This is a genomic window from Candidatus Zixiibacteriota bacterium (genome assembly GCA_029860345.1).
In the GTDB taxonomy this organism is placed as follows: Bacteria; Zixibacteria; MSB-5A5; order GN15; family FEB-12; genus JAJRTA01.
Genome location: JAOUBJ010000002.1, coordinates 68,344 through 92,178 on the forward strand (window position 1 = coordinate 68,344; position 23,835 = coordinate 92,178).

The 23,835-nt window shown below is 55.0% G+C and carries 17 protein-coding genes and 2 pseudogenes; 8 read left to right on the top strand and 11 right to left on the bottom strand.

Annotation, left to right across the window (positions count from 1 at the left end; all coding sequences use genetic code 11):
- Positions 1-3 precede the first annotated feature (3 nt).
- The 9 genes and pseudogenes from OEV49_02425 to OEV49_02465 all read right to left on the bottom strand — a co-directional run bounded on the left by OEV49_02425 (position 4) and on the right by OEV49_02465 (position 10,261).
- On the bottom strand, positions 4-507 hold the full coding sequence (locus tag OEV49_02425) for a hypothetical protein (protein MDH3889915.1): 504 nt from the start codon (positions 505-507) through the stop codon (positions 4-6).
- Complete coding sequence (locus tag OEV49_02430; GenBank protein ID MDH3889916.1) at positions 504-1,409, bottom strand: hypothetical protein; 906 nt, start codon at positions 1,407-1,409, stop codon at positions 504-506. The genes OEV49_02425 and OEV49_02430 overlap by 4 nt, the downstream gene beginning before the upstream one ends.
- 219 nt (positions 1,410-1,628) lie before the next feature.
- Entirely contained in the window at positions 1,629-2,420 is a 792-nt protein-coding gene (locus OEV49_02435) for a hypothetical protein (GenBank protein ID MDH3889917.1), read from the bottom strand.
- Positions 2,421-2,526: 106 nt separating this feature from the next.
- Entirely contained in the window at positions 2,527-3,447 is a 921-nt protein-coding gene (locus OEV49_02440; protein ID MDH3889918.1) for a hypothetical protein, read from the bottom strand.
- A gap of 15 nt (positions 3,448-3,462) precedes the next feature.
- Positions 3,463-3,894, bottom strand: coding sequence for a DUF1795 domain-containing protein (locus OEV49_02445; protein ID MDH3889919.1), 432 nt, complete (start codon positions 3,892-3,894; stop codon positions 3,463-3,465).
- Between the two features lie 15 nt (positions 3,895-3,909).
- Entirely contained in the window at positions 3,910-5,130 is a 1,221-nt protein-coding gene (locus OEV49_02450) for a hypothetical protein (GenBank protein MDH3889920.1), read from the bottom strand.
- Between the two features lie 48 nt (positions 5,131-5,178).
- Positions 5,179-9,141, bottom strand: a complete 3,963-nt coding sequence (locus OEV49_02455; GenBank protein MDH3889921.1) for a hypothetical protein — start codon at positions 9,139-9,141, stop codon at positions 5,179-5,181.
- Positions 9,142-9,964: 823 nt separating this feature from the next.
- Positions 9,965-10,153 (bottom strand): annotated as a pseudogene (locus OEV49_02460) (PAAR domain-containing protein).
- A 27-nt stretch (positions 10,154-10,180) separates the two neighbouring features.
- Positions 10,181-10,261: pseudogene (locus OEV49_02465) on the bottom strand (type VI secretion protein).
- A 510-nt stretch (positions 10,262-10,771) separates the two neighbouring features.
- Here OEV49_02465 and OEV49_02470 point away from each other — a divergent pair.
- The 4 genes from OEV49_02470 (at position 10,772) to OEV49_02485 (ending at position 16,916) form a co-directional block, all read left to right on the top strand.
- Complete coding sequence (locus OEV49_02470) at positions 10,772-11,620, top strand: histone deacetylase family protein (GenBank protein ID MDH3889922.1); 849 nt, start codon at positions 10,772-10,774, stop codon at positions 11,618-11,620.
- Entirely contained in the window at positions 11,607-12,032 is a 426-nt protein-coding gene (locus OEV49_02475) for an archease (protein ID MDH3889923.1), read from the top strand. The genes OEV49_02470 and OEV49_02475 overlap by 14 nt, the downstream gene beginning before the upstream one ends.
- Before the next feature lie 318 nt (positions 12,033-12,350).
- Positions 12,351-13,754: an RtcB family protein gene (locus OEV49_02480; protein ID MDH3889924.1), complete on the top strand. Its 1,404-nt coding sequence runs from the start codon at positions 12,351-12,353 to the stop codon at positions 13,752-13,754.
- Between the two features lie 204 nt (positions 13,755-13,958).
- The gene (locus OEV49_02485) at positions 13,959-16,916 is read left to right on the top strand and encodes a VCBS domain-containing protein (GenBank protein ID MDH3889925.1); all 2,958 of its coding nucleotides are present in this window, start codon (positions 13,959-13,961) and stop codon (positions 16,914-16,916) included.
- 436 nt (positions 16,917-17,352) lie between these two features.
- Here the strand turns inward: OEV49_02485 and OEV49_02490 are convergent, their stop codons facing one another.
- Complete coding sequence (locus tag OEV49_02490; protein MDH3889926.1) at positions 17,353-17,856, bottom strand: DinB family protein; 504 nt, start codon at positions 17,854-17,856, stop codon at positions 17,353-17,355.
- A gap of 91 nt (positions 17,857-17,947) precedes the next feature.
- A complete protein-coding gene (locus OEV49_02495; GenBank protein MDH3889927.1) occupies positions 17,948-18,895 on the bottom strand; it encodes an aldo/keto reductase family protein in 948 nt (315 codons plus the stop codon).
- Positions 18,896-19,063: 168 nt separating this feature from the next.
- On the opposite strand from OEV49_02495, the gene OEV49_02500 reads away from it, so the two are divergent.
- The 4 genes from OEV49_02500 to menH are packed head-to-tail and all read left to right on the top strand — an operon-like array spanning position 19,064 to position 23,834.
- Entirely contained in the window at positions 19,064-19,843 is a 780-nt protein-coding gene (locus tag OEV49_02500; GenBank protein ID MDH3889928.1) for a ubiquinone/menaquinone biosynthesis methyltransferase, read from the top strand.
- Positions 19,843-21,243 (top strand): isochorismate synthase, encoded by a 1,401-nt coding sequence (locus OEV49_02505; protein ID MDH3889929.1) that lies wholly within the window; start codon positions 19,843-19,845, stop codon positions 21,241-21,243. Before OEV49_02500 ends, OEV49_02505 begins: the two co-directional genes overlap by 1 nt.
- 2 nt (positions 21,244-21,245) lie before the next feature.
- A complete protein-coding gene (menD, locus tag OEV49_02510) occupies positions 21,246-23,021 on the top strand; it encodes a 2-succinyl-5-enolpyruvyl-6-hydroxy-3-cyclohexene-1-carboxylic-acid synthase (protein MDH3889930.1) in 1,776 nt (591 codons plus the stop codon).
- A complete protein-coding gene (gene menH, locus OEV49_02515) occupies positions 23,022-23,834 on the top strand; it encodes a 2-succinyl-6-hydroxy-2,4-cyclohexadiene-1-carboxylate synthase (GenBank protein MDH3889931.1) in 813 nt (270 codons plus the stop codon).
- The last annotated feature ends 1 nt before the right edge of the window (position 23,835 follow it).

A 23,835-nucleotide genomic window follows, 5' to 3' on the forward strand; every position in this document is an offset into this window, starting at 1 on the left:
CTATCAGCTCAACTCTTCGCCCCTTACGGCGAACAGGTTGGCCAGTGTTTCTCGTTCCTCGTCAGTCACATCGTCAATGAGGGCGACCATGCAACTCCTGCCGTCGGTGACCAAATCCTCAGCATCGAACCATTGAGCATACCCCTCCTCGTCTTCTGTTCCTTCCGGCGCCGGATCATCGGTCCGGATCAAGGTCAGCACGTACCAGGTCCATGGTTGCAGGTCTACCGGCTTGCGGGTACCCGGGATTTGGGCATGGTCGCCTTCACCCATGGCCATTCGCACTACGCATCCCGGCATCTTACCATCCTTGGCAAACTCATCAGGGGGCAGTTCCGTTCTGGCGAAGTCATCGACAAAATCGCGTTCGGCGGCATCCAGAAATATTACGTGGGGGGCGTCCAGAGTTCCTTCAATATCGGCCACGAAGGCGTAGAACATCTCTCCGCCCGGCTCTGTGAATTCAGCCGACTCACCCGATGCCGCAGTTCCTCTGATTCCGGTCATCGACCACCCCCCCAGGGCTCGGGGCCGTCGTCGTCCGGTTCGGCGAAGGTTACGTTGATGTTGCCGGGCGGCAGGTTCTCTTCTCGCGACCGACCGCTTGCATCCAGCTTTCCCTTCTTCTCGGTACCGTCAGCCAGCGTCAGCGTGTATTCCCGATCCGCCACTGGCGCCCCGGCGTGGTCGGTCAAGACAATCTCCATCCAGTCTTTGAATGTCAGCAGACCCGACTCCTGGTTTTGGCCGTACTCGACGCCTTCCACTTTTATAGTGAAGTAGTATTCCGGCGGGTTATAATCGCCGTCGTAATCATCAAGCTCCTCTTGCGTTTTTATCTCGTCCGTGTCTTCGTGGTACTCGTATGCCCATGATACTTCGATCTTCTCGTTGTCAACATTGGTCGGTAGCTCGGAGATTGGATCATGTGTGCCGTCCCGATCATACTCGTAGATGACAATCACAACCTCAGCCTGGTTGGGTAGGCCTTTAATGTCAGCGCTGAGAGTGACAGTGTCGCCGCGCCTTGCCTCCTGTTGGCTCCACTTGAGATTGGAAACACGAATCGGGGGATAGGCCGGGATGTGTTCGGACTCGCCTTCGAGGCTGTTCTTGGAAAGCTTGGCTTCGAAAAAGACTTTGTCACCCAGTTCGATATCTTCCGGTATGTCAAAAGCGCCTGAAAAACTGTTGCGCCTGACCACACCAGTGACTTTGCCGAGTTTTTTGCCTTTTTCGCTTTTGCCTTTGACTTTGATCGGTGCCCCCTCGCCGACCATTTCGGTTTGCACCACAAAGGATGCCGTTTGCCCGCCGATAGCTTTGCCGCATGTCCAGGTGACCGAGATCAGCTCGGAATCCAGTTTCACTTCGTGTTCGCTGTCGGTCGCTTTTGTAAACTTGAGCACTTCGCTTCAGTCCATCCCACACTTCAGAGTATTGCCACCACTCAAAAGTGGAGACGTCGCACTTATCTTCTCTAATACGAACTCGAAGGATGGATTATTTGGGTCGGGTTTTACTTTTTATGGTAGAATTCATGACAACCCGCCTAATCCCGTCGGCCTGCTCAGGTAGCGAGAATGGCCGTAGCGACCTGCCAGATAAAGACGGTCATCAATCGGGTGCTAAGTATCGGTAAACTCGGTCTTAATCCTGGTATCCAAATCTCGGTATGTGAGCGTATGGATGTTTGCAGACCAGTTTGAGGTATCCGTGGTCTTCAACACCTTTTCTCTCATCTTTGCTTTCTTTTTTGGTTCGCCGTTGCTCGCCTCCTCAAAAGACAACACTTCAACTCGGCAGCAAACCAAATGAATCTCCAAAGAATCCATCTTCGTGTAGGTTTTGCCTACTTCCATCACGATTGCCGAGAGAGGCGTGTTTCTTTGTAGTGCATTGGAGTCATAAAGACAGTCCAGCTTCCAACCACACAGTGCATAAATGCCCCAAGCCAGGAAGTTCAGTTCCTGTAATGTCCTGGGTGGCGAAAAACTATAATCAGGCACCTTCGACGATTTCTTATACGTTACACTGGAGGGATAATCACTATTCAACAATGTCGGATCGACGCAACGACAAACCGGTGGGACAACTATGGCGGCGCTGTAATCCTTATCCAGTGACCGCAGAGAGAGAGTGGTTTTTGAGTACTCGCTGTCCTTCTTGACAGAACCCTTCAAAAGGAGTGGGTGGATGCCGCGTGCGGAGGTGGCTGCGAGCGCTATAGTTCTGGGCACATAATAGTAAATCGTGGTATCTACGGCAGCCTGGAAACTGCGAAACAACCCGCTGCCCACTGAAGCTATCAGAGTCTTTTCGCTACTGTCATCCTTCACGAAAGGTTTGATCCAATTGACATCCTTTTGGTAGTCGGCATACAGCTTGCCGTGCGCAAAGACGAACAATATCACTTTCAAGTGCCTGCGTCCTCCATATCTCGCCCAACCTAAGTCTTAGGGGTCGGTCCTCAGAGCCTGTCTCCGTAGGTCACTGCTCCAACGCTGAGCCTGGCGACCATCTGTCTTAGTCCTCATCAAGCCAATCATTTCCCTCCTCTACCTGTTCGCAGCGATTGGGAAACTCTACTCTGACTTCGCCCGGTGGCAGGCCTCGCTCGATGGCCTGGCCGCTGCTGTCAAGAGTGCCGCTACGCTGCGTACCGTCTGCAAGATGCAGCACATAGTCCTCGTTGACCGCCGGTGTTCCGTCAGCATTGGTCAAGGTTACTCGATATCCATCCCTAAACCTCAGCAAACCCGACTCTCGTTCGCGGCCGTATTCGACGCCTTCCACCTTAATAGTAAAGAAATACTCCGGGTGGACGTAGTGGCGCTGTTCGTCGCGTTCCTGTAACTCCGACTCACTCGGGATGTCGTCAGCCGGTCTGAAATAGTCATACTGCCAACGCACTTCCACTTTTTCATCCTCGATTTTGGTTGGCAGGCTCGTGACCCGGTCCGGGCCGGCATCCGGGTGGTACTCGTAAATCATGACCTCAACTTTGGTCTCGTTGGGCAGACCTTTGATGTCGGCAGTGAGTGTAAGGGTGTCGCCACGTCGCGCTTGCTGATCGCTCCAAGCCAGGTTGGTAACTCGAATCGGGGGATAGGCCGGGATGTGTTCGGACTCACCTTCAAGGCTGTTCTTGGGAAGCTTGGCCTCGAAAAACACTTTGTCGCCCAGTTCGATGTCTTCGGGAATATCAAACGCGCCTGAAAAACTGTTGCGCCTGACCACACCCGAAAGATTGCCGAGACTCTTGCCTTTTTCGCTATTGCCTTTAACTTTGATCGGCGCACCCTCACCGACCATTTCGGTCTGCACCTGAAATGCTGCCGATTGTCCACCGATAGCCAAACCGCAGGTCCAGGTCACCGAGATCAGCTCTGAGTTCAGCTTGACTTCGTGTTCGCTGTCGGTACTCTTGGTGAACTTGAGCGCCATGCGATCAGGTATCCTCTACAATTCCGATCCCGGTATGAAAGCCTGAATCATGCGATCAACTTCCACGCCAAGGGTCTTGATCGTCTTCTTGGTAAAGGTTCCGTTGAAGTTGTACATGGTCTTGCTATGTTGTACGAAGACTAACTTCTGAAAGACTACTTTGTCCTCCGACGGCGCCCACTTGTAAACGACTTCATAAGCCTGAGCCCCACTGGGCAGTTGCTTTTCTTCTTCTTTCAACACTTCCGCATCGGGAATACTTTCGAGCATCTGTTCAACCCGGTCGCGGGCGTACTCTTCCAGGTCGTTCGAGCTTGGTTGAGTGTCCACCTGCAACGATAGAATGTGTTGCAGCCCGCTCTCTTCGGGGCCCATAAAGTAGTGGATGGTCTGATCCTCCCAGCCATCCGGCAGGTCGATTTTGAATCCGTTATTCGATGCAGCCATTTAGTCAAGTCCCATCTATTTCAGGCTGTGAATGCCGTCATCGGCGCCGAAATATACTATTCCAGTTTCATCCATGATCGGTCGTGTGCGGATGGCGCTATCCAGCCATTTGGTAAGTATCTCCTGGCCTGAGTCGGAAACATGCAACAGCGCCGTACCGGCGCCTGCGAGCACCGAATTGTCCGACAGTACAGTGATACCGATTTCACTCGTCTTGGCCTTCAACGGATAGCTCCACTTGATCTGGCCATCCCGCACCTGGTGAAGCGTATTATGCACGACCATATAAATCGAGCCGTCGCGTGATGAAGCGGCCGGTTGATCGGATACATCAGAATTGTCGAAAGCAGCCGTCCACCCAATGGACCCATCCGACTTGACCAGGGTGAGATTAGCCACCTGCTCAACGACATCAAGCACCAGCGCATTTCCGTTTCCATCTGCAGCCAGCGACCTGATGTCGGCGAACTCCATTGACGTCACATGATCGTCTGTGGTTGCCTCTGTTGGAATACTGTACAGGCTCTTTCGGAATGCTACATACATACGGCTGCCGTCCTCTGTCAGTGCCACGCCGCGCGGTTCCGGCGGCATGACAAACTCCCAGCGCACGTCCATCTGTCCCGGATGGTAGCGCACGAACCGTGTGGCCGGTTCTTCGGGTTCCTCGTCCGGTTCACTCATCGGCTCCGGATATTGCTCGACAATATACGCCCAGGAACCGTCGGACATAGTGGTGACCAGGTGCAGAAACGTCTCTTCGTGAACCGAGGCGAGATAGGTCTCCTCACCCAGCCGATTGTCCAAACTCAGCGGCACATGTTGGGCGGCTTGGTCCAATGTCAGAATACCGAGGTTGGATGACTGAAAGAAGTGATTGCCTCGCATCGACCGATTCCAACGCAGGGCGCCATCTGTGCGATTGAGACAAATGAGATGGTTCCCATAGCCGACCACCAGGTTGTCGCCCGCTATCGATAGGACCAGGGGGCGTCCTGGTTGCGCTATGTCTGCAGCCTTGGCGTGGTAAAGTTCCATGCCGCTGATACGCCCGGTGACCGGAAGAGAGGAACGATTTTGTAGATCGCCGTAGATACCTGAGTTCAAAACCGTCCTATCAGTCATGATCGACTCCCCGGCCGAGGGGCACATTCGGCCACAGCAGGCCGCCATCAACAAAAGGCCAACCACCCAGGCCGTTTGTGTGGTTCGCTGCCGGATTTTCGTCTTTTTCATCAACGATCCTGTTCCTCATAAAGCTATTGTCCATTATGGCGCCGATAATCATGGTCCCCCCGCCGGGATTTGCTCCAGGGTGTACGAAGCGCTGAGTTTATCGTTCATCCAGGTTTCCAGGAATTTCAGCGCGGCAAGTTCGGTTTCACCGCTTTGCATATTGAGAAAGTGTTTTCTGAGTTGAGTGCCGGTCAAGGTTTGGGCGACATCGACTCGTCCATCGGCGCTGGCCAGATTTGTTTTTTGATAGAGCGCCTCCACTTTGGCCCGGTCACCGGCGTCCACAGCACCGTTCAGTTCCACACGATGGGCAGTTGTCATCACTCCACTGTAGGCCAGCGCATGCGAACCTGCCGTGTAGGTTACTTTAGTCTGAAGACCGGCCGAGAGTGTACTGGTGTCAAGAGTGCCGGTTAAGATCTCCGAGTAACCGGTCACAAACTGCATTGCATAGTTCCAGTCGGTACCGGCTGAGGCCTGACTTTTGAAACCGGGCAGAAAGTGTATATACACTTTCTCGATTTCCGCAGGTCCTCCGCTAAGGCGGTACTTCTGGTTTAGACTCACCCAGGCGGCCCTAATGTGTCCCAGTTTGGCGTGGACATTGGCCCCTGTCATGGCTGGAGCGCCGACATCGACACCGATCATCACCCGAACCACCAGCACGCCATGGTAGCGGTAGCCGTTCTGGTTGCCAGTGAAACAGCCTTTCGATGATGACTCGCCTTCGGACGACTCATCCTGTCCCACATCATATAGAGCCAGGAGCAAGCGCCGCAGCGACCGCGTTTTCTGCTGAAGGTCGTTAACTTTGTTTTTGTTGGCGTCAGCCGTGAAGAGTCCGCGTAACGAGTCGCGGTCGGCGTTGGACATGACAGCGTTGTCGGTCCAGGCCAGTATGTTACCGGTGGCATCGAAACTGACCTTGGCCTGAAGGGCGGCACTCAGCGTAGTCAGATCGGGTGCGGCCGAGACGCCCACCATGTTCGGCACTCGAGCCTGTCCCTCTTTGATGACCGCCTCGCGGATGTCGCTCTTGATCGAGGCCGAGCCGGCAGTCGGTGCCGCGCCGCTGGGTGTCCAGTTAATGTTGCGTGAGAAAGTATGGTCCTTCGAGCCCCTCTGGAATCTCAGCGCGAATGTCTTGTTCTTCAGGATGTGTGCATTGGCTGCCGGGATAGCTTGGATGGTCGTGTTGAGAAAATGCAAATGGTACCAGCAATGACGCAAACGCGGCGCACCGTTGTGGTACATCAACACAGCGTCGTTGTTGGGATTCATCGTGTATTGAATCAGATGGTGCGAGAAGGCGTAATGGCTGCGACTGTTGCCGCCGATATTGATGCTCTCCGTTTTGATATACTCATCCTGCAAACTGGTCGCATGGCCCAACTCATGAGCGAATACGAAACAGTCATAACTCTCGCCGTCTTCGGTATAGCCGCCGGTTTGGTATGACCAGTTACCGGTGGGGTGCTGGTAGGTTGATTTACGCAGGCTCATGACCGAATGGGGCCGGGTGGCGCTGGCGCTGCGGATCGACCAGGCCCAGGAGCCATCGGCTTCCGGTGTGATACAGGTAATCCACTTGACCGGGCCGCCAAAGGCGGCTGCTTTGGCCGCGTTTACACTGGCGTGGGTCAGCAGGTTTCCCACCTGTGCAGACTTCTTGTAATCGATGCCGCTGGGCGCCGAGGCCAGAGGTATCTCAAAAGTCTCTCGTTCGTCAATGAGATAGCACGGCTTGATCAACAGCGAACTGTCGCTGGAGGTGGTTTCGTCATAGTAGAACTTTTTCTGGTTCAATCGATCATTGGCGCTGTAGACCCCAATGTTCACGAAATTGGATACATCATCCATGTCCGCATTGTCAGGCACCGCCGCCCAGGCGGTGCGGGCTTGGGCGCCCTTGGCCGAGAGCATGAAGTTCATCGATATGTAGACGATCATGAACGACACCGGGTGGGCATCTTCCAAATACAATTGGTGGAAGTAATGCAACTCGTAATCGCCGGTGTAGCCCAACGGATCGCCACTCACGTTGCGCTCCCACTTCAGGTGACGATTGGTGTCATCACGTATCGCCTTACGCGCTCCCAGGACCGGTTTATGGGCCAGGTCCATCCAGTCGGCCGGCTGGTTGGTGGTGCGCTGGTCACTGATGGCGTAGAAATCATCCCGAAAATGCACGATCACACCGCCCGGCGCCAACCCGGAAACCAGGTTGCGCTCGAACCGGATCCGTTCCTGCCTGGCCGTGGTGATATTCGAACCGGGTGAGCTGGGAGCAGGGGCGCCGGATGGGGGCGGGGGAGCGGAGGTGTGATCATCATTCGGTTTCTGCCAGAGTTTCAAACAGTGACTGTCTGAGTCGACAACAAACACTTTCACGCGTGAGCCGGGATTGGCGCCGCCGGCACACAGCGCCTTGGCCGTTCCGGCCTGGTTGGCATCTTGTATGTTTTGATCGTGCGTGTTGGCGGCATCGAACAACACAATGTCGTCCAGCGAGAACATAAGCGGTTGATCCTGGGCGGTGACATTGGCCCCGTATGGTTTCAGTTGCCGCTTGTCCTTAACATGAACGTGGAAACGCTCGTCGTTGGCCGGAGTGCTTTCATGTCTCGTGAAATAGTTATGTGACGACCATTTCATCGGCAGATCATAATACTGGTACTTTTCGGCAAATGACTTGGTGCTGAAATCCGACGGGCGGTCCACCACATGCGGTGTGGCGTCCGGCCCCGAGGTGTGGATCATGCGAACGACCGGTGTCCCGGCACGTTCTGGAGCCGAAAACTCAAAATAGAGGAGCTTGCCGGTGAAGTCCGGGTTTTCCTCACCGAATCTGACCCGTGCCGTGTGGACGCCGTTTTGATAGTGCGAAACGCAGCCGATCTGCTCGGGGGCGCTTCCGGCAGCTTCGTTCCTCTTGAAAGCTTTGATATCAATGGGGCCGGGGACGTTTTGAAACTGCTTTTTCACACGGTCGAAATACTTGAACTGAAGGTGATAGTCGACAGCATAGAAGTCGGCCGGTTCGATGTAGTTACGTGTAATATGGTGATCACACCATATCGGGCATTCTTCTTTGGTATGTTTGGTTCTCGTCTGGTGTGGGCAGGTGAGGCTGGGGGCATCGTCCTTGTCAAAAAAGAGAACCTCAACACGCCTGTTAAGCTGTGAGCGATAGTTGTCCTTATCAGTGTCGTCGACGGGGAAGGACTCACCGCATGCTACAATCATCTTTCGCGGATCAATAAACTTCGACCCTATTGAAGACTGGCGAGCCTTAAACTGGTCGGTGTCCTCGCCGAGGGCGCCGGCGAGATCTTCGATGTAAAGATCATAGACCGCCTGCCATGCCTGAATCGGCCATGACTTGCTCGGGTTATTTCCAACAGCCACCGCCATGGCGGGAGCTATGCCGACCTGTGAGAAAAACTCTTTGGTTGCCGCCTTCGTTTTGGAGCCCCAGACGTTGTCAATTGGACCGGGATTGGTGTTCCATCGCCTTTCAGTGGCGAAGTACAGCATTATCTGCTGATAATCTTCTACGCGGTGACGACCGTATGAAAGCCTTGCCCATTCCTCACGGTCGCCGGTCAGGAGGCATCGCACACCATCCGCTCGCAGGCGGGACAATTCAAAATTCATTGAGTCTTCACCGGAGGTGTCGGTATGCCCCGCGACCACCATGCGATGGGTCGGCTCAACCTCGATTTGCCTGAATACCAGGGCCAGAGCCTTGATCCCTGTGTACCTGTCCTGCAATTCTTGTGTCTGAGCATCGCCGGGGTCGGTAGCGTCATCGGCGGTGCCATCAGCAGAACTCTGGCCAGAAGGTCTGGCTGGCATCATGACCGCACTGTTGAGATGGAATAACACATCCTCCATCTCCAGAATGTGAACATGTACTTTATTGACAGTACACTCAACACTACCAGTAGTGGTTGGAAGCTCACCTGAAACTCCGCTTCGGGTAGCGTCGATTCGGTTTGGGTCAGGCATTCGTGTTACTTTCGATTCCTGCAGGGGACGTCAATGAGCCTTAATCCTCGGTAAAGAGAGACACCCGTATGCGACCGGGAGGGATGTTTTCCACGCGTGCTTCGCCGTTGCCATCCAGTGTACCCTTCTTGATGACACCGTTAGAGCAATAGACCTTGAATGGTGTGTTGGCGATCGGATTACCCTCATCGTCCACAAATTTCAAATCTACCCGGGCCTTGAATTTCAGAAGTTTCGAACGAGCCGAACAGCCTGCCGCTTTGGCAACAAAGTAATACGCCGGTGAAGAGTAACCCTGCCGACCACTGCGTTCATTCTGAACCGGCAGCAAGTCTTCATTAATCTCAAACGTCCACGTACCTTCGATTTTGTCGCCTGAGACCGAGCTTTCGATAGCTTTGATTTCGCGGTCGGGTGCATTCAAGTCACGCAACATTATCACAAGTTGCGCATCGGTGCCGTCCTCAATGCCGGAACAATCGGCCGTAAGTCCGACTTCGTCGCCTACCTGAGCCTCCTGGGCCGACCACTCGGCTTTGGTGATGACTCGCAGTTCGATGTCGTAGCTGCCTGATTCGATGCCGGTTTTTTTTACCCGACCGGTGAGGACGCCTTCGTCTATCATGCTGCCCGACTTTGTCAGACTATAAGAAGTTCCCATGACCGGGAAACCACCCTGGTCCACAAAGTCGACATGCAGAAAGTGGTCCTCGCCTTCGTCTTCTATCTCGGCTGAGACGCCACCCTCGCCGCCGGCTTCGCCTTCTTGCTGGGCGCCGCCACCGCCTGCTCGTCCGGCGCCGGCACCACCACCACCGCCGGGGCCGATCAGCACGGTCGGTTCACCGGGTGGGGCGATCGAGTCCGGCGGGCCGACACAGGTGGCCATGTCACCGACGCAAGCAGCCGGCATACCGCCGATCAACACGGTGACCGCACCAGGCGGCAGGATAGGTCCGCCCACATGCGGCACCGGCACGGGAGCCGGAGTTTGCATTGGACAGGTGTGCATGTCACTGACGCGAGCAGCCGGTTTGTTACCGATCAACACCGTCGGGCAGCCGACCACGATGCTGCCGCCGTGTACTGTCATGTCGCCCATTCGGGCAGCCGGTTTACCCATTTGTCCTTCCTGCGGCAGACCGCATGGTGTGAATTGATCTGAATGCTTCTCGCACTGCAAATTATACGCAGGATCAAACCGGCAAGTCAATAGTTTATGTTTTGACTCCCTCAACTTGAGGGAGTGTCGATAAACCCCGGTCGCCGTCATTGCGAGGCCACGCGCTCCGCGTGGCCGCGGCAATCTCAATTCGCCACACATCTGTCATCCCGGGCGGAGTCGCGGGACGAGCGGAGTCGAGGCATGAGATTGCCGCGCTCCCCCGCCCCGCCTGCGGCGGGGTTCGCTCGCAATGACGAAGATTCTGACCTTTTCAACAAGCCTGAGAGCAGGGATGTGACCCGACACAATCTGTGCTGCCATAAGACAGTCAGGCGAGTCGCCCGACTGCACCTGTAAATCTGAAGCTTGACGGTCTGCCGGATCAACTCGCATACGAGCTTGAGTCTGCCCGGTTTGTTCATTATCTTCCGGCGCTGGTCCGAGCTTCCAAAAACGAAGGTACCATTGAAACTTGTTTACGATCCCAAGTGTCTCCAATACCACAGCCCCGGTCATCCCGAACGACCGGAGCGGGTCAGTTCTGCAATTGACTTGCTTGAAGGTCAATACATGATCGTCCAGCCGCAGGAAGCGAGAGTTGAAGATATCGAGCGTGTGCACGACCATCGACTGATCGAGCAGGTCCAAAGCGAGAACTTTTTTGATCCGGACACACCGGCCCACCCCGGCATCTTCGACATCGCCCGCCGGTCCGCTGGTGCGGCCTTGAAAGCGGCAGAACTATCGCTCGGTGGCCAGGTGGCCATGTCACTAATGCGTCCGCCGGGTCATCACGCCGGACGGTCCCAACTTGGCGGCTTTTGCTATTTCAACAATGTCGCTATCGCAACGGCGTGGGCGTTGACCGAAGTTGAACGAGTGGCGATTGTCGATTTCGACTGTCATCATGGCAACGGTACCCAGGACATCTTTCTGGGACATGATCGAATTCTGTTTGTTTCGCTTCACCAGAGCCCGCTCTATCCCGGCACCGGCCTAAGCAATGAGCTAAACTGCCGCAACTACCCGCTTCCGGCCGGGATCGAGGGGTCAGCCTTTCTTGATCGGTTCAAAAAAGCGCTGGATGATGTAGACGATTTCGACCCAGGCCTGATTGCCGTATCGGCCGGTTTTGATGCTTACCAAAACGATCCCATCACCGACATGAACCTCGACCGCGATACCTTTGGAGCCATCGGCCTTCTGATCGCCGAACTCGGCAGGCCTTGCTTTGCAGTTCTCGAAGGCGGTTATGCAACGGATATGGCCTACTGCATCAAGGCCTTTGTGGAGGGCTTCGATGAAACGGCATGAGCTGTTTGAACACACCGCCGACATCGGTTACACAGCCTACGGCGCCGATTTGCCGGAGGCGTTTGCTGTGGCGGGGGAGGCTTTGTTTGAACTGATTACCGGCGGGTCCAAAATCACTCCGGAAATCGAAACATCCATAACTGTAGAATCGGTCGATCTGGAAGGGCTGTTGGTTGGCTTTTTGTCGGAATTGTTGGTTCGATTTGAGGTCGACAATCTGGTCTTGACGGATTTCACAGTCGTGTTGCTCGGCTCGACCAGGTTAACCGCCAAGGCGACAGGGGAGAAGTTTGATGAACAGAAGCACGCACATGGTCATCACGTTAAGGGCGTGTCATACCACTTGATGGAGATAGTAGATAATACCGACAGCGATGACGAATCGCACGTAAAGGTGTTGTTGGATGTATAGACTAATTGGATGGCGGGTGGCCGGCTGCCTGAGCTCCTTCACTACGGAGCATCATTATCGCGTAGCGGCGGGGCTTGTCTCCGCCGATCTTAGTCACCCCGAGCGCAGTCGAGGCCACAAGTGGCTTTTTGGGGCGACGCAAGGCCGCCCCCTACGCGGGATGAGATGGCACCAAGTTGTCCAGTGGATACCAACCGGAAGGCGATTGTGAAAAAGAAACACAGACGCGCAGCCGGACCCGCCAGAAGTTGGGAAGGTCCCCTTGAAAAACTGGACGATTGCCGCTTTGAGATTCCGCAGGACTATCAAACGGAGGCCATGAAACGTCTCGGACTAAACATGCAGGTGCCGGGCTTGATCTACGCCGACGACCGGATGATCGAGTCTATAACCCGCGACAATGCGCCGGAACAAGTGGTGAATGTGGCCACCTTGCCGGGAATCGTCAACTACTCCATCGCCATGCCCGACATACATCACGGTTACGGTTTTGCCATCGGTGGCGTTGCGGCCTTCGATGCTCACGAAGGTGTAATCTCGCCCGGCGGTGTCGGCTACGATATCAACTGTGGCGTGCGTCTGTTGCGCTCCGATCTGCATCTGGACGATGTCCGACCACGCATCCAGGCACTGATTGACACCATGTTCGAAAACGTCCCGTCCGGTGTCGGCTCCAAAGGAAGACTGCATCTCTCGATGCCCGAGATGGACCGCGTCCTGCGTGACGGTTCCAGTTGGGCCGTGGAGAACGGCTACGGTTGGTCGGATGATCTTGTCGCGACCGAAGAGATGGGCGCGATGGACTCGGCCGACCCGTCACTGGTGAGTGACAACGCGAAAAAACGAGGCGCTCCGCAACTGGGCACCCTTGGCGCCGGCAATCATTTTCTGGAAGTACAAAGAGTCGATGCCATCTATGATAACGAAACGGCCACGACCTTCGGTATCACCGAGGTCAATCAGATTGTCGTCATGATCCATACCGGCTCACGCGGTTGCGGTCATCAGATTTGTACCGACTATCTCGAAGTCATGCGGCGTGCCAATCAGAAGTATGGACTGCCGCTGGTTGATAGGGAGCTTTCCTGCGCACCGGCAACGTCCGACGAAGCTCAGAGATATTTCGCGGCCATGAAAGCGGGGGCCAACTATGCCTGGACCAACCGGCAGTTGATTGCACACTGGATACGGGAGTCATTCCAGACAGTGTTCGGACAATCGGCCGAGAAGCTGGGGATGCGGCAGGTTTATGATATCGCGCACAACATTGCCAAGTTGGAACAGCATGAATCGGCGCAGGGTAAGCGTGAGGTTTATGTCCATCGGAAAGGCGCCACTCGCGCCTTTGGTCCGGGCCATCCAGCGGTGCCGGAGCCTTATCGCGCGGTCGGCCAACCGGTCTTGATCCCCGGCGACATGGGTACAGCCAGCTATCTACTGGTCGGCACCGAGCGGGCCATGAGCGATTCGTTCGGTTCAAGTTGTCACGGCGCCGGGCGTTTGATGTCACGCCATGCCGCGATCAGGCAGCATCCGGCTGAAAAAGTCGAAAGTCAACTGAAAGACAGCGGCATTTATCTCAGGGCCAAGAACCGTCGCATCATCAGCGAGGAAGCGCCGGGTGCTTACAAGGATATCGACAATGTCGTCGATGTCTCGCACCGCTCCGGCCTGACCAAAAAAGTCGCCCGCCTGCGCCCGTTGGGTGTGGTCAAAGGCTGAGTTACCGGAAACCCAGGGCACCAAGTTCAGTCTCACATCAGAATAAGGTCGATTGCATCCACACGAAGCAATCAGCCAAAGACGGTCGCTGCTCTCAACTCGAATGCTAAGTGTGAACCTTTGGCTTGTCGAACAGACTAACGTTTAGAAGACAAAATGATTCGGGCAGGATGATGTACTCAAAAGTCAATCGGAGGAGATTCTATGAAGACGCATCTGGCAATTACGCTGGTGGTGCTCGCGGCTTCTATGAGCAGCCCTGTGTCGGCCGGTCTTTCGCTGGACCATGTTGTCGGCGAAGGGTCTACGCCCAACAACCTGGCGGTGGACACGGACATCGGGTTTTACCTGAGGCTGACAAACAACAATGATTCGGCCGTAGTTGGCCTGAACCATGGTTTCCAGGTTTGGTCGCCCGACGGTGCGTCCTGGCGTCCGATTACGTTGGACACCATGGATATCGGTTGGTCGTCCCGGTTCGATTTCGGTATGGGCACATTCGCCAACAGTGTGACGGGCTGGGGAGCGGACACCGTTGGATTCTATGCAGTAGCCATGTACGGCGAAGGCTTTCCCCTCGGTTATTCTCAGGTCGTACTCTCCATTGGTACCGAAGTCTATCTCGGCGATGAAGGATTGACTCTCTGTCTGGACTCAGCCTTCATACCGCCCACTGTCACCTGGTACTGGGCCTGGAGTGGTGGCGGTGTCATACCAAGCTGGGACGGACCGCACTGCTGGGAAATCGAGCAGATACCCAACGCACCTCCCTTCTTCACTAACAATCCAGTAAGCCTTTTCTTTGATCACTGCAACCTGGCCACATACGATTTCGATGCAACCGACCCGGAAGGCAGCCCCCTCTGGTTCACATTGATATCCGGAATGGGGGCAGTGGAAGGCCCCACCGGTGTGTGGCAGTATATGCCGATGCCTGAAGATGTGATGGAAATACATACTCTGGGCATTGAAGTCTGCGACACCCTTGGTGCTTGCGACACCTCCTGGACTGAAGTCATATTCACTAACGAACCACCTGTGTTCGTGGAGGGATGTGATGCCGAGCTGTATGGGTACCAGGGCCAGGTTGTTTTTCATGACGTAGAGGCCGAGGACGCCGACGCCTGCGATGCGCTCACCTTTTCCATTCAAGAAGTGCAGCCGTACCCGCTGGGAGTGTTCACCATCGACGGCGCGGGTGACTTTGAGTTCAACTCAGACCCAACCGATGAAGGCACTTTCACATTTACCGTTCACGTAGAAGACGGACTGGACTTCACTGCTTGCCAGTTTACTATTACAATTGTGGCCGCGGGCGATATACCGGGGGTATCTTTCGGTCAGACTGATTTCTATTTCGATAGCCTCACCTTACTCAATTCGGATTGGGGCGCAATGGAAGTGGATATTGAACAACTGGTGTCGTACTACGGATTCAATGACGGATACCTGAACGTGTACACCGATCAGGGGTGGGTGGTCGACAATATATGGTTGGACACGGCCGACGGTTTTGGCAGCATTCTAACTTATTTTCAACTACTGTCCGCCCCGGGTGAGGACGTTTCGGCTTTGACCGCTCATATTGAATACACTTCGGAGCCGGTGGATAGTTTCACCGACGGTCCCCGTTCCTCGTTTGCGGTGATACCGGATGAAGTGGCTATCAGTGATGGAGAAGATACGCTGGAGACATCAGGTTTTGTAGGCACGCCGCCGGAACCGATTTTTACAGTCGACAGTGCCGGTACACCTTCCAAGAAAAACGATGTCAAACGACCGAACGTACCTAATGTTCAGGCGGCCAAATCCCAATGTGTACCGGCTGCCATAGCCAACAGCCTGCAGTGGCTGGAAAACAGGTACAAGATCAAAGTGCCGCACGACCACAAACCAGGTTTGAAAGGCGATAACTCGCTTGTCGGTCAACTGGACAAGTATATGAAACGCTGGGTGGGCGGAACCAAGCCGTCGCGCAGAAAAGGCAAGGGAGTCAATCGATCCAGGATGATCAACGGCAAATTCGAGTATATGAAGAAGAACGGACTCAGCCGAAAGATCGTCTGCAAGCACCAGGGGACAAAAACGGGCGGCCTACCGGACCAGGCCAAATACACCAGGCACGGGGTATCAAGCACTAACGAAAGCGTCAACGGGTACGTTACTTGGGAATGGATTAAACAACAAATCGACAATGGCGAGGATGTTGAACTGAGCTACTGGAGATACAGCGGTACCAAGCGCAAGGGCGGGCACTGTGTAATGGTGGTTGGGTGGAAGAAGGTTCGGGGACGCAAGTACATTTATGTTGCCCATGACAAAAAACAAACCTACCGGGACAGAAAGGACAAGAAAGGCTGCAAGGTTGAGCGCATAAGAATCAAGGGCAAGGATCCCCTCAGGTACAAAACCAACAGCCGACGGATTGTCTTCGCCTTTTCCGAATCAGCAGATAACGACATGGACGGAGTACCCGATAGCCTCGACAACGCTCCGACTTACTACAATCCGAACCAGGAGGATACCAACGATGACGGCGTGGGCGATGTAGCTCAGTCGCCGTATCTTGATTCGGTGGCCGTGTCGGATTACGTAGTGTCTGGTTCGGGTGGTGAGGCGGAAACTGAGATGTATGCGTGGGTGAATCCCGAAGTGGCCGACCATAAAGACATCTGGTTTGTCGGTCATGCACACAATCCTCATCCGACCGACTCGGCGCGAATTGTCATAGCTTTTGCGTATCGTGATGAATTCGGGGCCACCCAGTTCACTGACTACAATGATACTACCGAACTGCCGGCCGATACCATATTTGAAATATTCGGAGGGACCACTTTGGATGCCTGTTCCGATTCCATCGGAGTCAGATTCAAGGCCATCGATGGACAACTGACCATCGACTCCGGACAGGTCTTTGCAATATGCTATGGTGACTTTGCCTGTTGTGTCGGGACCAGAGGCAATATCGACTACGATACCGGCGATGTGACCGACATCTCAGACCTGGTCTACATTATTGACTACATGTTCAACGCCGGGCCTGCGCCGCCGTGTCTCGAAGAGGCCGACATTGACGGTTCGGGCGAGATTAATATTGGTGATCTCGTTTACCTGGTTGACTACATGTTTAACGATGGACCGGCGCCGCAGGCTTGTCCCTGAGTAATAGCATGAGTCTCGGGCAGTTGATTAGAAGAAGCCGCTCCCGTTTTAGTCGGGGGCGGCTTTTCTACTTCTGCCGTCATTGATGCGTTGCGTCTCGTTCGCCAGTATTTGTCTGTGGGAGTGGTGTCGTGGCGACTCCGCCCGACGGGTTTGGTGACAAAGGTCGCATTCCTGGGTGGTGTCGTTGCGACCCTGCCCGACGGGCTTGTTGATAACGGTCGCATTCCTGGGTGGTGTCGTGGCGACTCCGCCCGACGGGTTTGGTGACAAAGGTCGCATTCCTGGGTGGTGTCGTGGCGACTCCGCCCGACGGGTTTGGTGACAAAGGCCGCATTCCTGGGTGGTGTCGTGGCGACTCCGCCCGACACCTGCCTTTCAGGTCGAGAGCCGTCAGGCGCCCCGCCCAGCAACACTTTCAATCACCAGGCTCCAGCTATACCACAGGCTCTTCCATACCGAATGTGGACCACTCTTCTTTGGACGGACCATATAGCCCCGGCACGGCCAGCCCGGCCTGGCGCATCAGAATAGTCATCTGACCGCGGTGGTGAATCTCGTGATGGATCAGGGATCGTCCCCAGACGCCGCGCGGAAATCTTTCGCCGTATAATTCCAGTTCTTCAGTCATCTCGACATCGGTCCAGTCGACCATGCATCGTTCGGCCACAAGCGCGGCCAGCTTTTGATAAGTCCCTGTGATCTCCATGGCGGTTTGTGGAACCGGCTGTTCGTGATCGAAACCTGCGAAATCCAATCCGGTCTGACCGGCCATCTCAGGCAGAGTCATTGCAATATGCCAGGCGATCCGTCCCAGCGTGCGGTGACCTCCGGATACCGACTGATTTAGCGACTCGTCGGTCAAGGCTTCAAACAGTTTCAGTGTGTTCTTGGACACAGATTTCCATTCAGCCTCAAAAGACTGGACAGTTGTATACATTTTGTTCTCCTTGAGAGTTTTTCTTCTCTATATCTTTTGCAGAGTAGTCGGCAAAGGCGGTCCGACCTTACGTTTTTTCTCAAAACCCGATCTATTCGCCGGTGGAACCTGTGAGTATCGATTCGATGGCCTCCAGAACATCATACGGCACCTCGATATCCGAGGCGATCACATTTTCCTCGACCTGCGTCACATTCGTGGCGCCGGTAATTGCACAACTGATTTCGGGCAGGCGCAGTGTCCAGGCCAGAGCCAACTGTGAGGTGGTGATGTTCATATCGCGGGCAATGGCTCCGATCTGCTTTACCTTGGCCAAGTTGCTTTCGGTCATAATACCCTTAAGCCAGTCGGTGCGAGCCCCTCGGCTGTCCTCGGGCGCGCCCTGGTCGTACTTGCCGGTCAGCAGACCCTGAGCCAGCGGCGACCAGACCACGAGACCGATTCCATAGCGTGTGCAGGTCGGTAGAATCTCGGTTTCGATATGACGGTCCAGCATGTTGTAACAGGGCTGCTCAACAACCGGCAAGTATCCGCTGAACGCTTTGGCCTCATTCACCGCTTGTTCGATTTGCGATGCCTCCCAGACCGATGTACCCCAATACAGAATCTTACCCTCGCGAACCAGATCGTCCATAGCGCGAACTGTTTCTTCCACTTCCGTCTCAGGATCAAAACGGTGGCAGAAGTACATATCGAGGTAGTCGGTGCCTATCCGTTTCAGCGACTTCTCCACCGATTCCATGATATGTTTGCGACTCAGACCACGGTCATTGACATTGTCCGACATCGGCCAGAACAACTTGCTGGAAATCACCAGGTCGGATCGGGTCATCGGCTCGATAGCTCGTCCGATCACTTCCTCGGCCTTGCCCTTGGAATAAATGTCTGAGATGTCGATAAAATTCACGCCCAGTTCAATCGCTCGTCTGACAATCTCAACACCCAACTCCGAATCCACACTGCCCCCATAGGTCAGCCAGCCGCCCAGTGAGATTTCAGAGATTCTCAGTCCGCTTTTACCGACACGACGGTATTTCATATTGTCCTTTCTTGTGAACTTGTTACAGGTGGTAAACTTAATGCCGGCAGCCCCCTCTGGCAAGATGCATTTGCACTAACTCTTAACCTCCACTTGTGTTAGCAGAACAAATCTGTATATTGTCCGATCTGTGGGATCGGCAACGGCCGATTGAGAGAGAGTCGAAACATGGAAGTGATTTCTGCCATTGTGAATCAGGAAAAACCGGCCAACTCAAATGACCAGTCGGTTGATCAGCCCGTCATCGCCCGCCAACGCGAGAATGCGCGGATGTTCGACCGTATTGCCCACCGGTATGATTTTCTGAACCGTCTGCTTTCATTAAGGCGTGATGTAGTCTGGCGGCGTCGCCTGGTCGACCATTTGCCCGCCGGTTCTCAATTACACCTGTTGGACGTCGCCACCGGCACCGCCGACCTGATACTCTCACTAAAGCAGCATTCTGAGCAGATAGGCTTGGGAATTGGTCTGGACCTGGCCCCACTGATGCTCGAAGTGGGTGGGAAAAAGTTACGCGGGAATCAACGGAAAGAACAGGTGGCTCTGGTCCTTGGCGACGGAGCGGTCATGCCGTTTCCCGCGGACAGTTTCGATGTTGTCACCATCGGCTTCGGGATTCGCAATTTTGCGGATACGATGGCCGGACTGTGCGAATTCCACCGTGTTCTCAGACCCGGCGGGCGGCTTTTGGTGCTTGAGTTCTCTCTGCCTCGCAACCGGCTCTTATACTACAGCTACCTGGCCTATTTTCGCTATTTCCTGCCAATTGTAGGCCGATTGCTTTCAGGTGACGCTGCTGCTTACCGACATCTCAATCGATCGGTGGAGAGCTTTCCGCATGGCCGGGAGTTTTGTGACTTGCTTGAAAAAAACGGCTTCACCAACGTAAGAGCGACCCCACTCACCTTTGGTGTGGCCTCGATTTACCAGGGGGACAAGACGAGCTGATGGCCATCTCAACGACTCATCCCAAAGCGACAGATTACTCACAGGTGTTACCTTTGATGGCTGAACATATCCAGGCTGCGCTGTCGTCGGTCTCGACTGTGGAGACCCTGGCGCCGGAGCTTCAGAGATTGGTCGTGGAACTGCCGCCGATTGACTCACTGGCCTGGCTGCAGGTGCAGGCGGCGACAGATCGGATGTATTGGTCCGACCGCGAGGGCGTTTTTGAGACTGCCGGTATTGGAGTGGCCGATCTGATCGAGCCTTCACACCATGATAGTGATAACACCCCCTGGCCAAGCCGATCCAATCATGATCCTGCCGAAGGCGGGTCTATGAGATACTTCGGTGGTCATCGCTTTTGCAATCGGTCGGGTAATGCAGATCAACTATGGAGCGACTTCGCAACATGTCGATTCGTTCTGCCACGATTCGAGCTCTACCGGGCCGACGAGCGCTGTTGGTTCGTTTGCAACCTCAGGTTGCAGGCCGATCATGAGCATTGTGCTGAAATATTAAACGCCCTTTCAGTTGTTGTTTTCCCCGATGCACAACAACCGTCGGACTTGTCGCCGATGATCGACCGAACCGACTTGCCCGATCGGGCCGGGTGGGAGAGTACTGTTCACCACGTTTTGCGGGCGGTGAAAGATGGGTCGTTGTCAAAAGTTGTGCTGGCCCGACGGTCGGACCTGCTGTTTGAACGGACGGTTGATCCCGTCAGATTACTACGTCGGCTCAAAGACCGCTCGGTTGACTGTTTTCACTTCCTTTTCCAGTTTGATTCCCCCGCTGCTTTTGTCGGCGCCTCGCCGGAGCGACTGTTCCGCCGGTCGGGTCGTCGCATAGAATCGGAGGCGGTGGCCGGCACTCGACCCCGCGGCGCCACCGCCGACGAAGATCTCCAAATGGAGCAGGAACTGATCAACAGTCGGAAAGATATAATCGAGCACCGCTTCGTGGTTGAAGACATCAGCCGCGTAATGACGCACCTATGTTCCGAGTGGCAGACTCTCGACCACGACGATACCGATTCGTTGATGAAACTGGCTCGTGTGCAGCACTTGATCACGCGCCTTGAGGGTCAGTTGGACAATGGTCGCTCCGATATGGATATCGCCTCAATGCTACACCCCACTTCGGCGGTGGGGGGTGTGCCGACAGAGAATGCGCTTCGGATGATAGACGAGTTGGAACCGTTCGACCGAGGTTGGTATGCTGCACCGGTAGGTTGGTTGAGCCGAGACTCAGCCGAGTTTGCGGTGGCGATCCGGTCAGGATTGGTCGCCGGTCGCGCCGTGCATTTGTACTCCGGCGCCGGTATCGTGGATGGCTCGTCGGCTGAGGACGAATGGCGCGAGATAGATTCAAAGCTGGCTAATTTCCTTGCGGCTCTGGGTTAATCATGAAAGACAGTATCGGGCTGTACAATCAATACTTCTGCCGTCTGATGATAGAGGAACTCGTCCGCAGTGGGGTCGACTATTTCTGCCTGTCACCCGGCGCGAGGTCCACGCCGCTCACGGTGGCCGTGGCTGAAAACCCGACGGTAAGTAAACAACTCTTCCACGACGAACGGGCCGCCGCTTTTCATGCCCTCGGCTATGCCCGCGCCGGCGGCAAGCCGGCGGCGCTGATCTGTACATCGGGAACGGCCGCCGCCAACTACCTGCCGGCCGTCGTCGAGGCGTCGATGGACATGGTGCCGATGCTCTTGCTCACGGCTGATCGACCACCGGAATTGCGCGACTGCGGCGCCAACCAGGCCATCAAGCAGATAGGTATCTTCGGTGACTATACTCGCTGGCAGTTTGATATGCCATGTCCTGATGAAAGCATCCCACCGGAGTTCGTTCTGACCACTATAGATCAGGCTGTGCATAGGGCCACCGACAGCCCGTGCGGACCGGTGCATCTCAACTGCATGTTCCGTGAACCGTTCCTGCCGCTTGAGTCCGCCGATGAAAGTATCAGTGACAACTCAGCGATAACCGGCTGGCGAGCACAGCAGCAACCAATCACTCGTTACGAACAGCGGCGCTCAGCCCTCTCAGGCGACCAGGCAGCCGAGGTGAGTGACATTATCAAGACTGCCGCATCGGGACTTCTGATTGCTGGCCGTCTGAACGATCGGTCCGAACGTCTGGCTGTTGCCGCCCTTGCCCAAAAACTTGGTTGGCCGCTGTTGCCGGACATTTCATCAGGATTGAGACTGGGCGCCGATTGCGAAACGGTTATACCGTACTACGATCTGCTGCTGCAATCAACCGACCTGTGGAAAATCGCGCGCCCATCGGTCGTGGTTCACCTGGGTGGTCGAGTGGTGTCAAAAAGGTTGAGCGCTTTCCTTAAAGAGGCTCAGTTCGATGAGTTTCTGCATGTAGCGGATCATCCACACCGGCAAGACTGGCAGCATCAAGTCACGCGAAGATACCAATGCACTCCGGACTCCTTCTGTGAAGCACTGACGCCTCTGGTGACCTGTTCAAGCGAAAGCGGATTCCAGAAACATTTACGGAGTGTCTCAAAACGAGTGGGAAAACTCGTAGAGCGCATCATCGATGAAGACGACGCTCCGGCCGAACCCGGCCTGGCCCGGCTGATATCGCAACATTTACCTCCGAACTCAGGTCTCTTTCTGGCCAACAGTCTGTCAATTCGGCTGATGGACAGTTTCGCCGACTTCGCACAATACAGCATCTCCGACGCTCCCTTGCCGGGCTGCAACCGTGGCGCCAGCGGGATCGACGGCACTATCGCTTCAGCCACCGGCTATGCAGCCGGGTTGGACCGACCGGCGACCCTATTGATCGGCGATTTGGCCTTTCTGCACGACCTCAACTCTCTGGCCATAGTCGGCAAACTGAAACATCCGTTGACCATCGTGCTGATCAACAACGATGGCGGAGGTATCTTCTCAATGTTGCCGATCGCCCACAAGAGAGAAGTTTTCGAACCGTATTTTGCTGCGCCGCACGGCCTCAATTTCGCCGCCAGTGCCGAGCAGTTCGGCTTGAGTTATCGCGCACCGGCCAAGTCTGAAGAGTTTGTACAGTGCTACCGCGATGCCATTAACTCTACGCCGAGTACGCTGATCGAAGTAAAGACAGACCGCAACAAGACTCGTGAACTCTACACCCGAATCCTTGAGGCGACAGGCAAAACTGTCGCGGAGCTATAAATGACAGAACCAAACATCATCAGACTCCACTACCAGCGACGAGGAGACCCCCGGCATCAGGCAGTGTTGCTGCTGCACGGTTTCATGGGGTCGGCCGACGACTGGGATGAGGAGATTACCGACCCGTTGGTTGAATCCGGCCTGCAAGTTCTGGCTGTCGATCTGCCGGGACACGGGCGGACAGTCGTCCAGGGTGACAAAGAAAACTATCGTATGGAATGCGTCGCCACCGCCATCGTGAACCTGCTCCAGGAGCTTGGCATCGAATCGCCGCATCTGCTCGGATACTCGATGGGGGGACGGCTCGCGTTGTATATGGCTGTGCGTCACTCCCAACACTTTCGACGAATCGTACTGGAGTCAGCCTCACCCGGTCTTGAGGCGAAGACTGTCTGGTATGCACGCGTTCTGGCCGATGCCGAACTGGCCCGGCGTATGCATACGCAGCCGATGGAGCCGTTTCTTCGTGAGTGGTACGCACAGCCCCTGTTCGCTTCCATGGCCACTCGACCCGAACGGCTGGAACGGTTGATTGCCAGACGAATGGAAAACGATCTTCAGGGTCTCCAAATGTCATTGCAGGGCATGGGTACGGGTGCTCAGGTGTCGCTGTGGAGCGAGCTGCCCAGTGTGAATCTTCCGATACTCTTGATCGCTGGTGGAAATGACAGTAAATTCTGTGTCATCGGTCGTCAGATCGAAACACGCTGTCCGTTTTCATCCCTGGAAATCGTGCCGGGTTGCGGACACAATGTGCACTTTGAGCGACCGCGCGAGTATGCTAAATTGGTGCGAGAGTTTTTGCACGATTGAA

What these genes read in the sequence shown, in the direction of transcription:
- OEV49_02425 (MDH3889915.1), bottom strand. Translation starts at nt 507, where the DNA reads ATGACCGGAATCAGAGGAACTGCGGCATCGGGTGAGTCGGCTGAATTC.
- OEV49_02440 (MDH3889918.1), bottom strand. Translation starts at nt 3,447, where the DNA reads ATGGCGCTCAAGTTCACCAAGAGTACCGACAGCGAACACGAAGTCAAG.
- OEV49_02445 (MDH3889919.1), bottom strand. Translation starts at nt 3,894, where the DNA reads ATGGCTGCATCGAATAACGGATTCAAAATCGACCTGCCGGATGGCTGG.
- OEV49_02450 (MDH3889920.1), bottom strand. Translation starts at nt 5,130, where the DNA reads ATGAAAAAGACGAAAATCCGGCAGCGAACCACACAAACGGCCTGGGTG.
- OEV49_02455 (MDH3889921.1), bottom strand. Translation starts at nt 9,141, where the DNA reads ATGCCTGACCCAAACCGAATCGACGCTACCCGAAGCGGAGTTTCAGGT.
- OEV49_02475 (MDH3889923.1), top strand. Translation starts at nt 11,607, where the DNA reads ATGAAACGGCATGAGCTGTTTGAACACACCGCCGACATCGGTTACACA.
- OEV49_02480 (MDH3889924.1), top strand. Translation starts at nt 12,351, where the DNA reads ATGAAACGTCTCGGACTAAACATGCAGGTGCCGGGCTTGATCTACGCC.
- OEV49_02485 (MDH3889925.1), top strand. Translation starts at nt 13,959, where the DNA reads ATGAAGACGCATCTGGCAATTACGCTGGTGGTGCTCGCGGCTTCTATG.
- OEV49_02490 (MDH3889926.1), bottom strand. Translation starts at nt 17,856, where the DNA reads ATGTATACAACTGTCCAGTCTTTTGAGGCTGAATGGAAATCTGTGTCC.
- OEV49_02495 (MDH3889927.1), bottom strand. Translation starts at nt 18,895, where the DNA reads ATGAAATACCGTCGTGTCGGTAAAAGCGGACTGAGAATCTCTGAAATC.
- OEV49_02500 (MDH3889928.1), top strand. Translation starts at nt 19,064, where the DNA reads ATGGAAGTGATTTCTGCCATTGTGAATCAGGAAAAACCGGCCAACTCA.
- OEV49_02505 (MDH3889929.1), top strand. Translation starts at nt 19,843, where the DNA reads ATGGCCATCTCAACGACTCATCCCAAAGCGACAGATTACTCACAGGTG.
- menD (MDH3889930.1), top strand. Translation starts at nt 21,246, where the DNA reads ATGAAAGACAGTATCGGGCTGTACAATCAATACTTCTGCCGTCTGATG.
- menH (MDH3889931.1), top strand. Translation starts at nt 23,022, where the DNA reads ATGACAGAACCAAACATCATCAGACTCCACTACCAGCGACGAGGAGAC.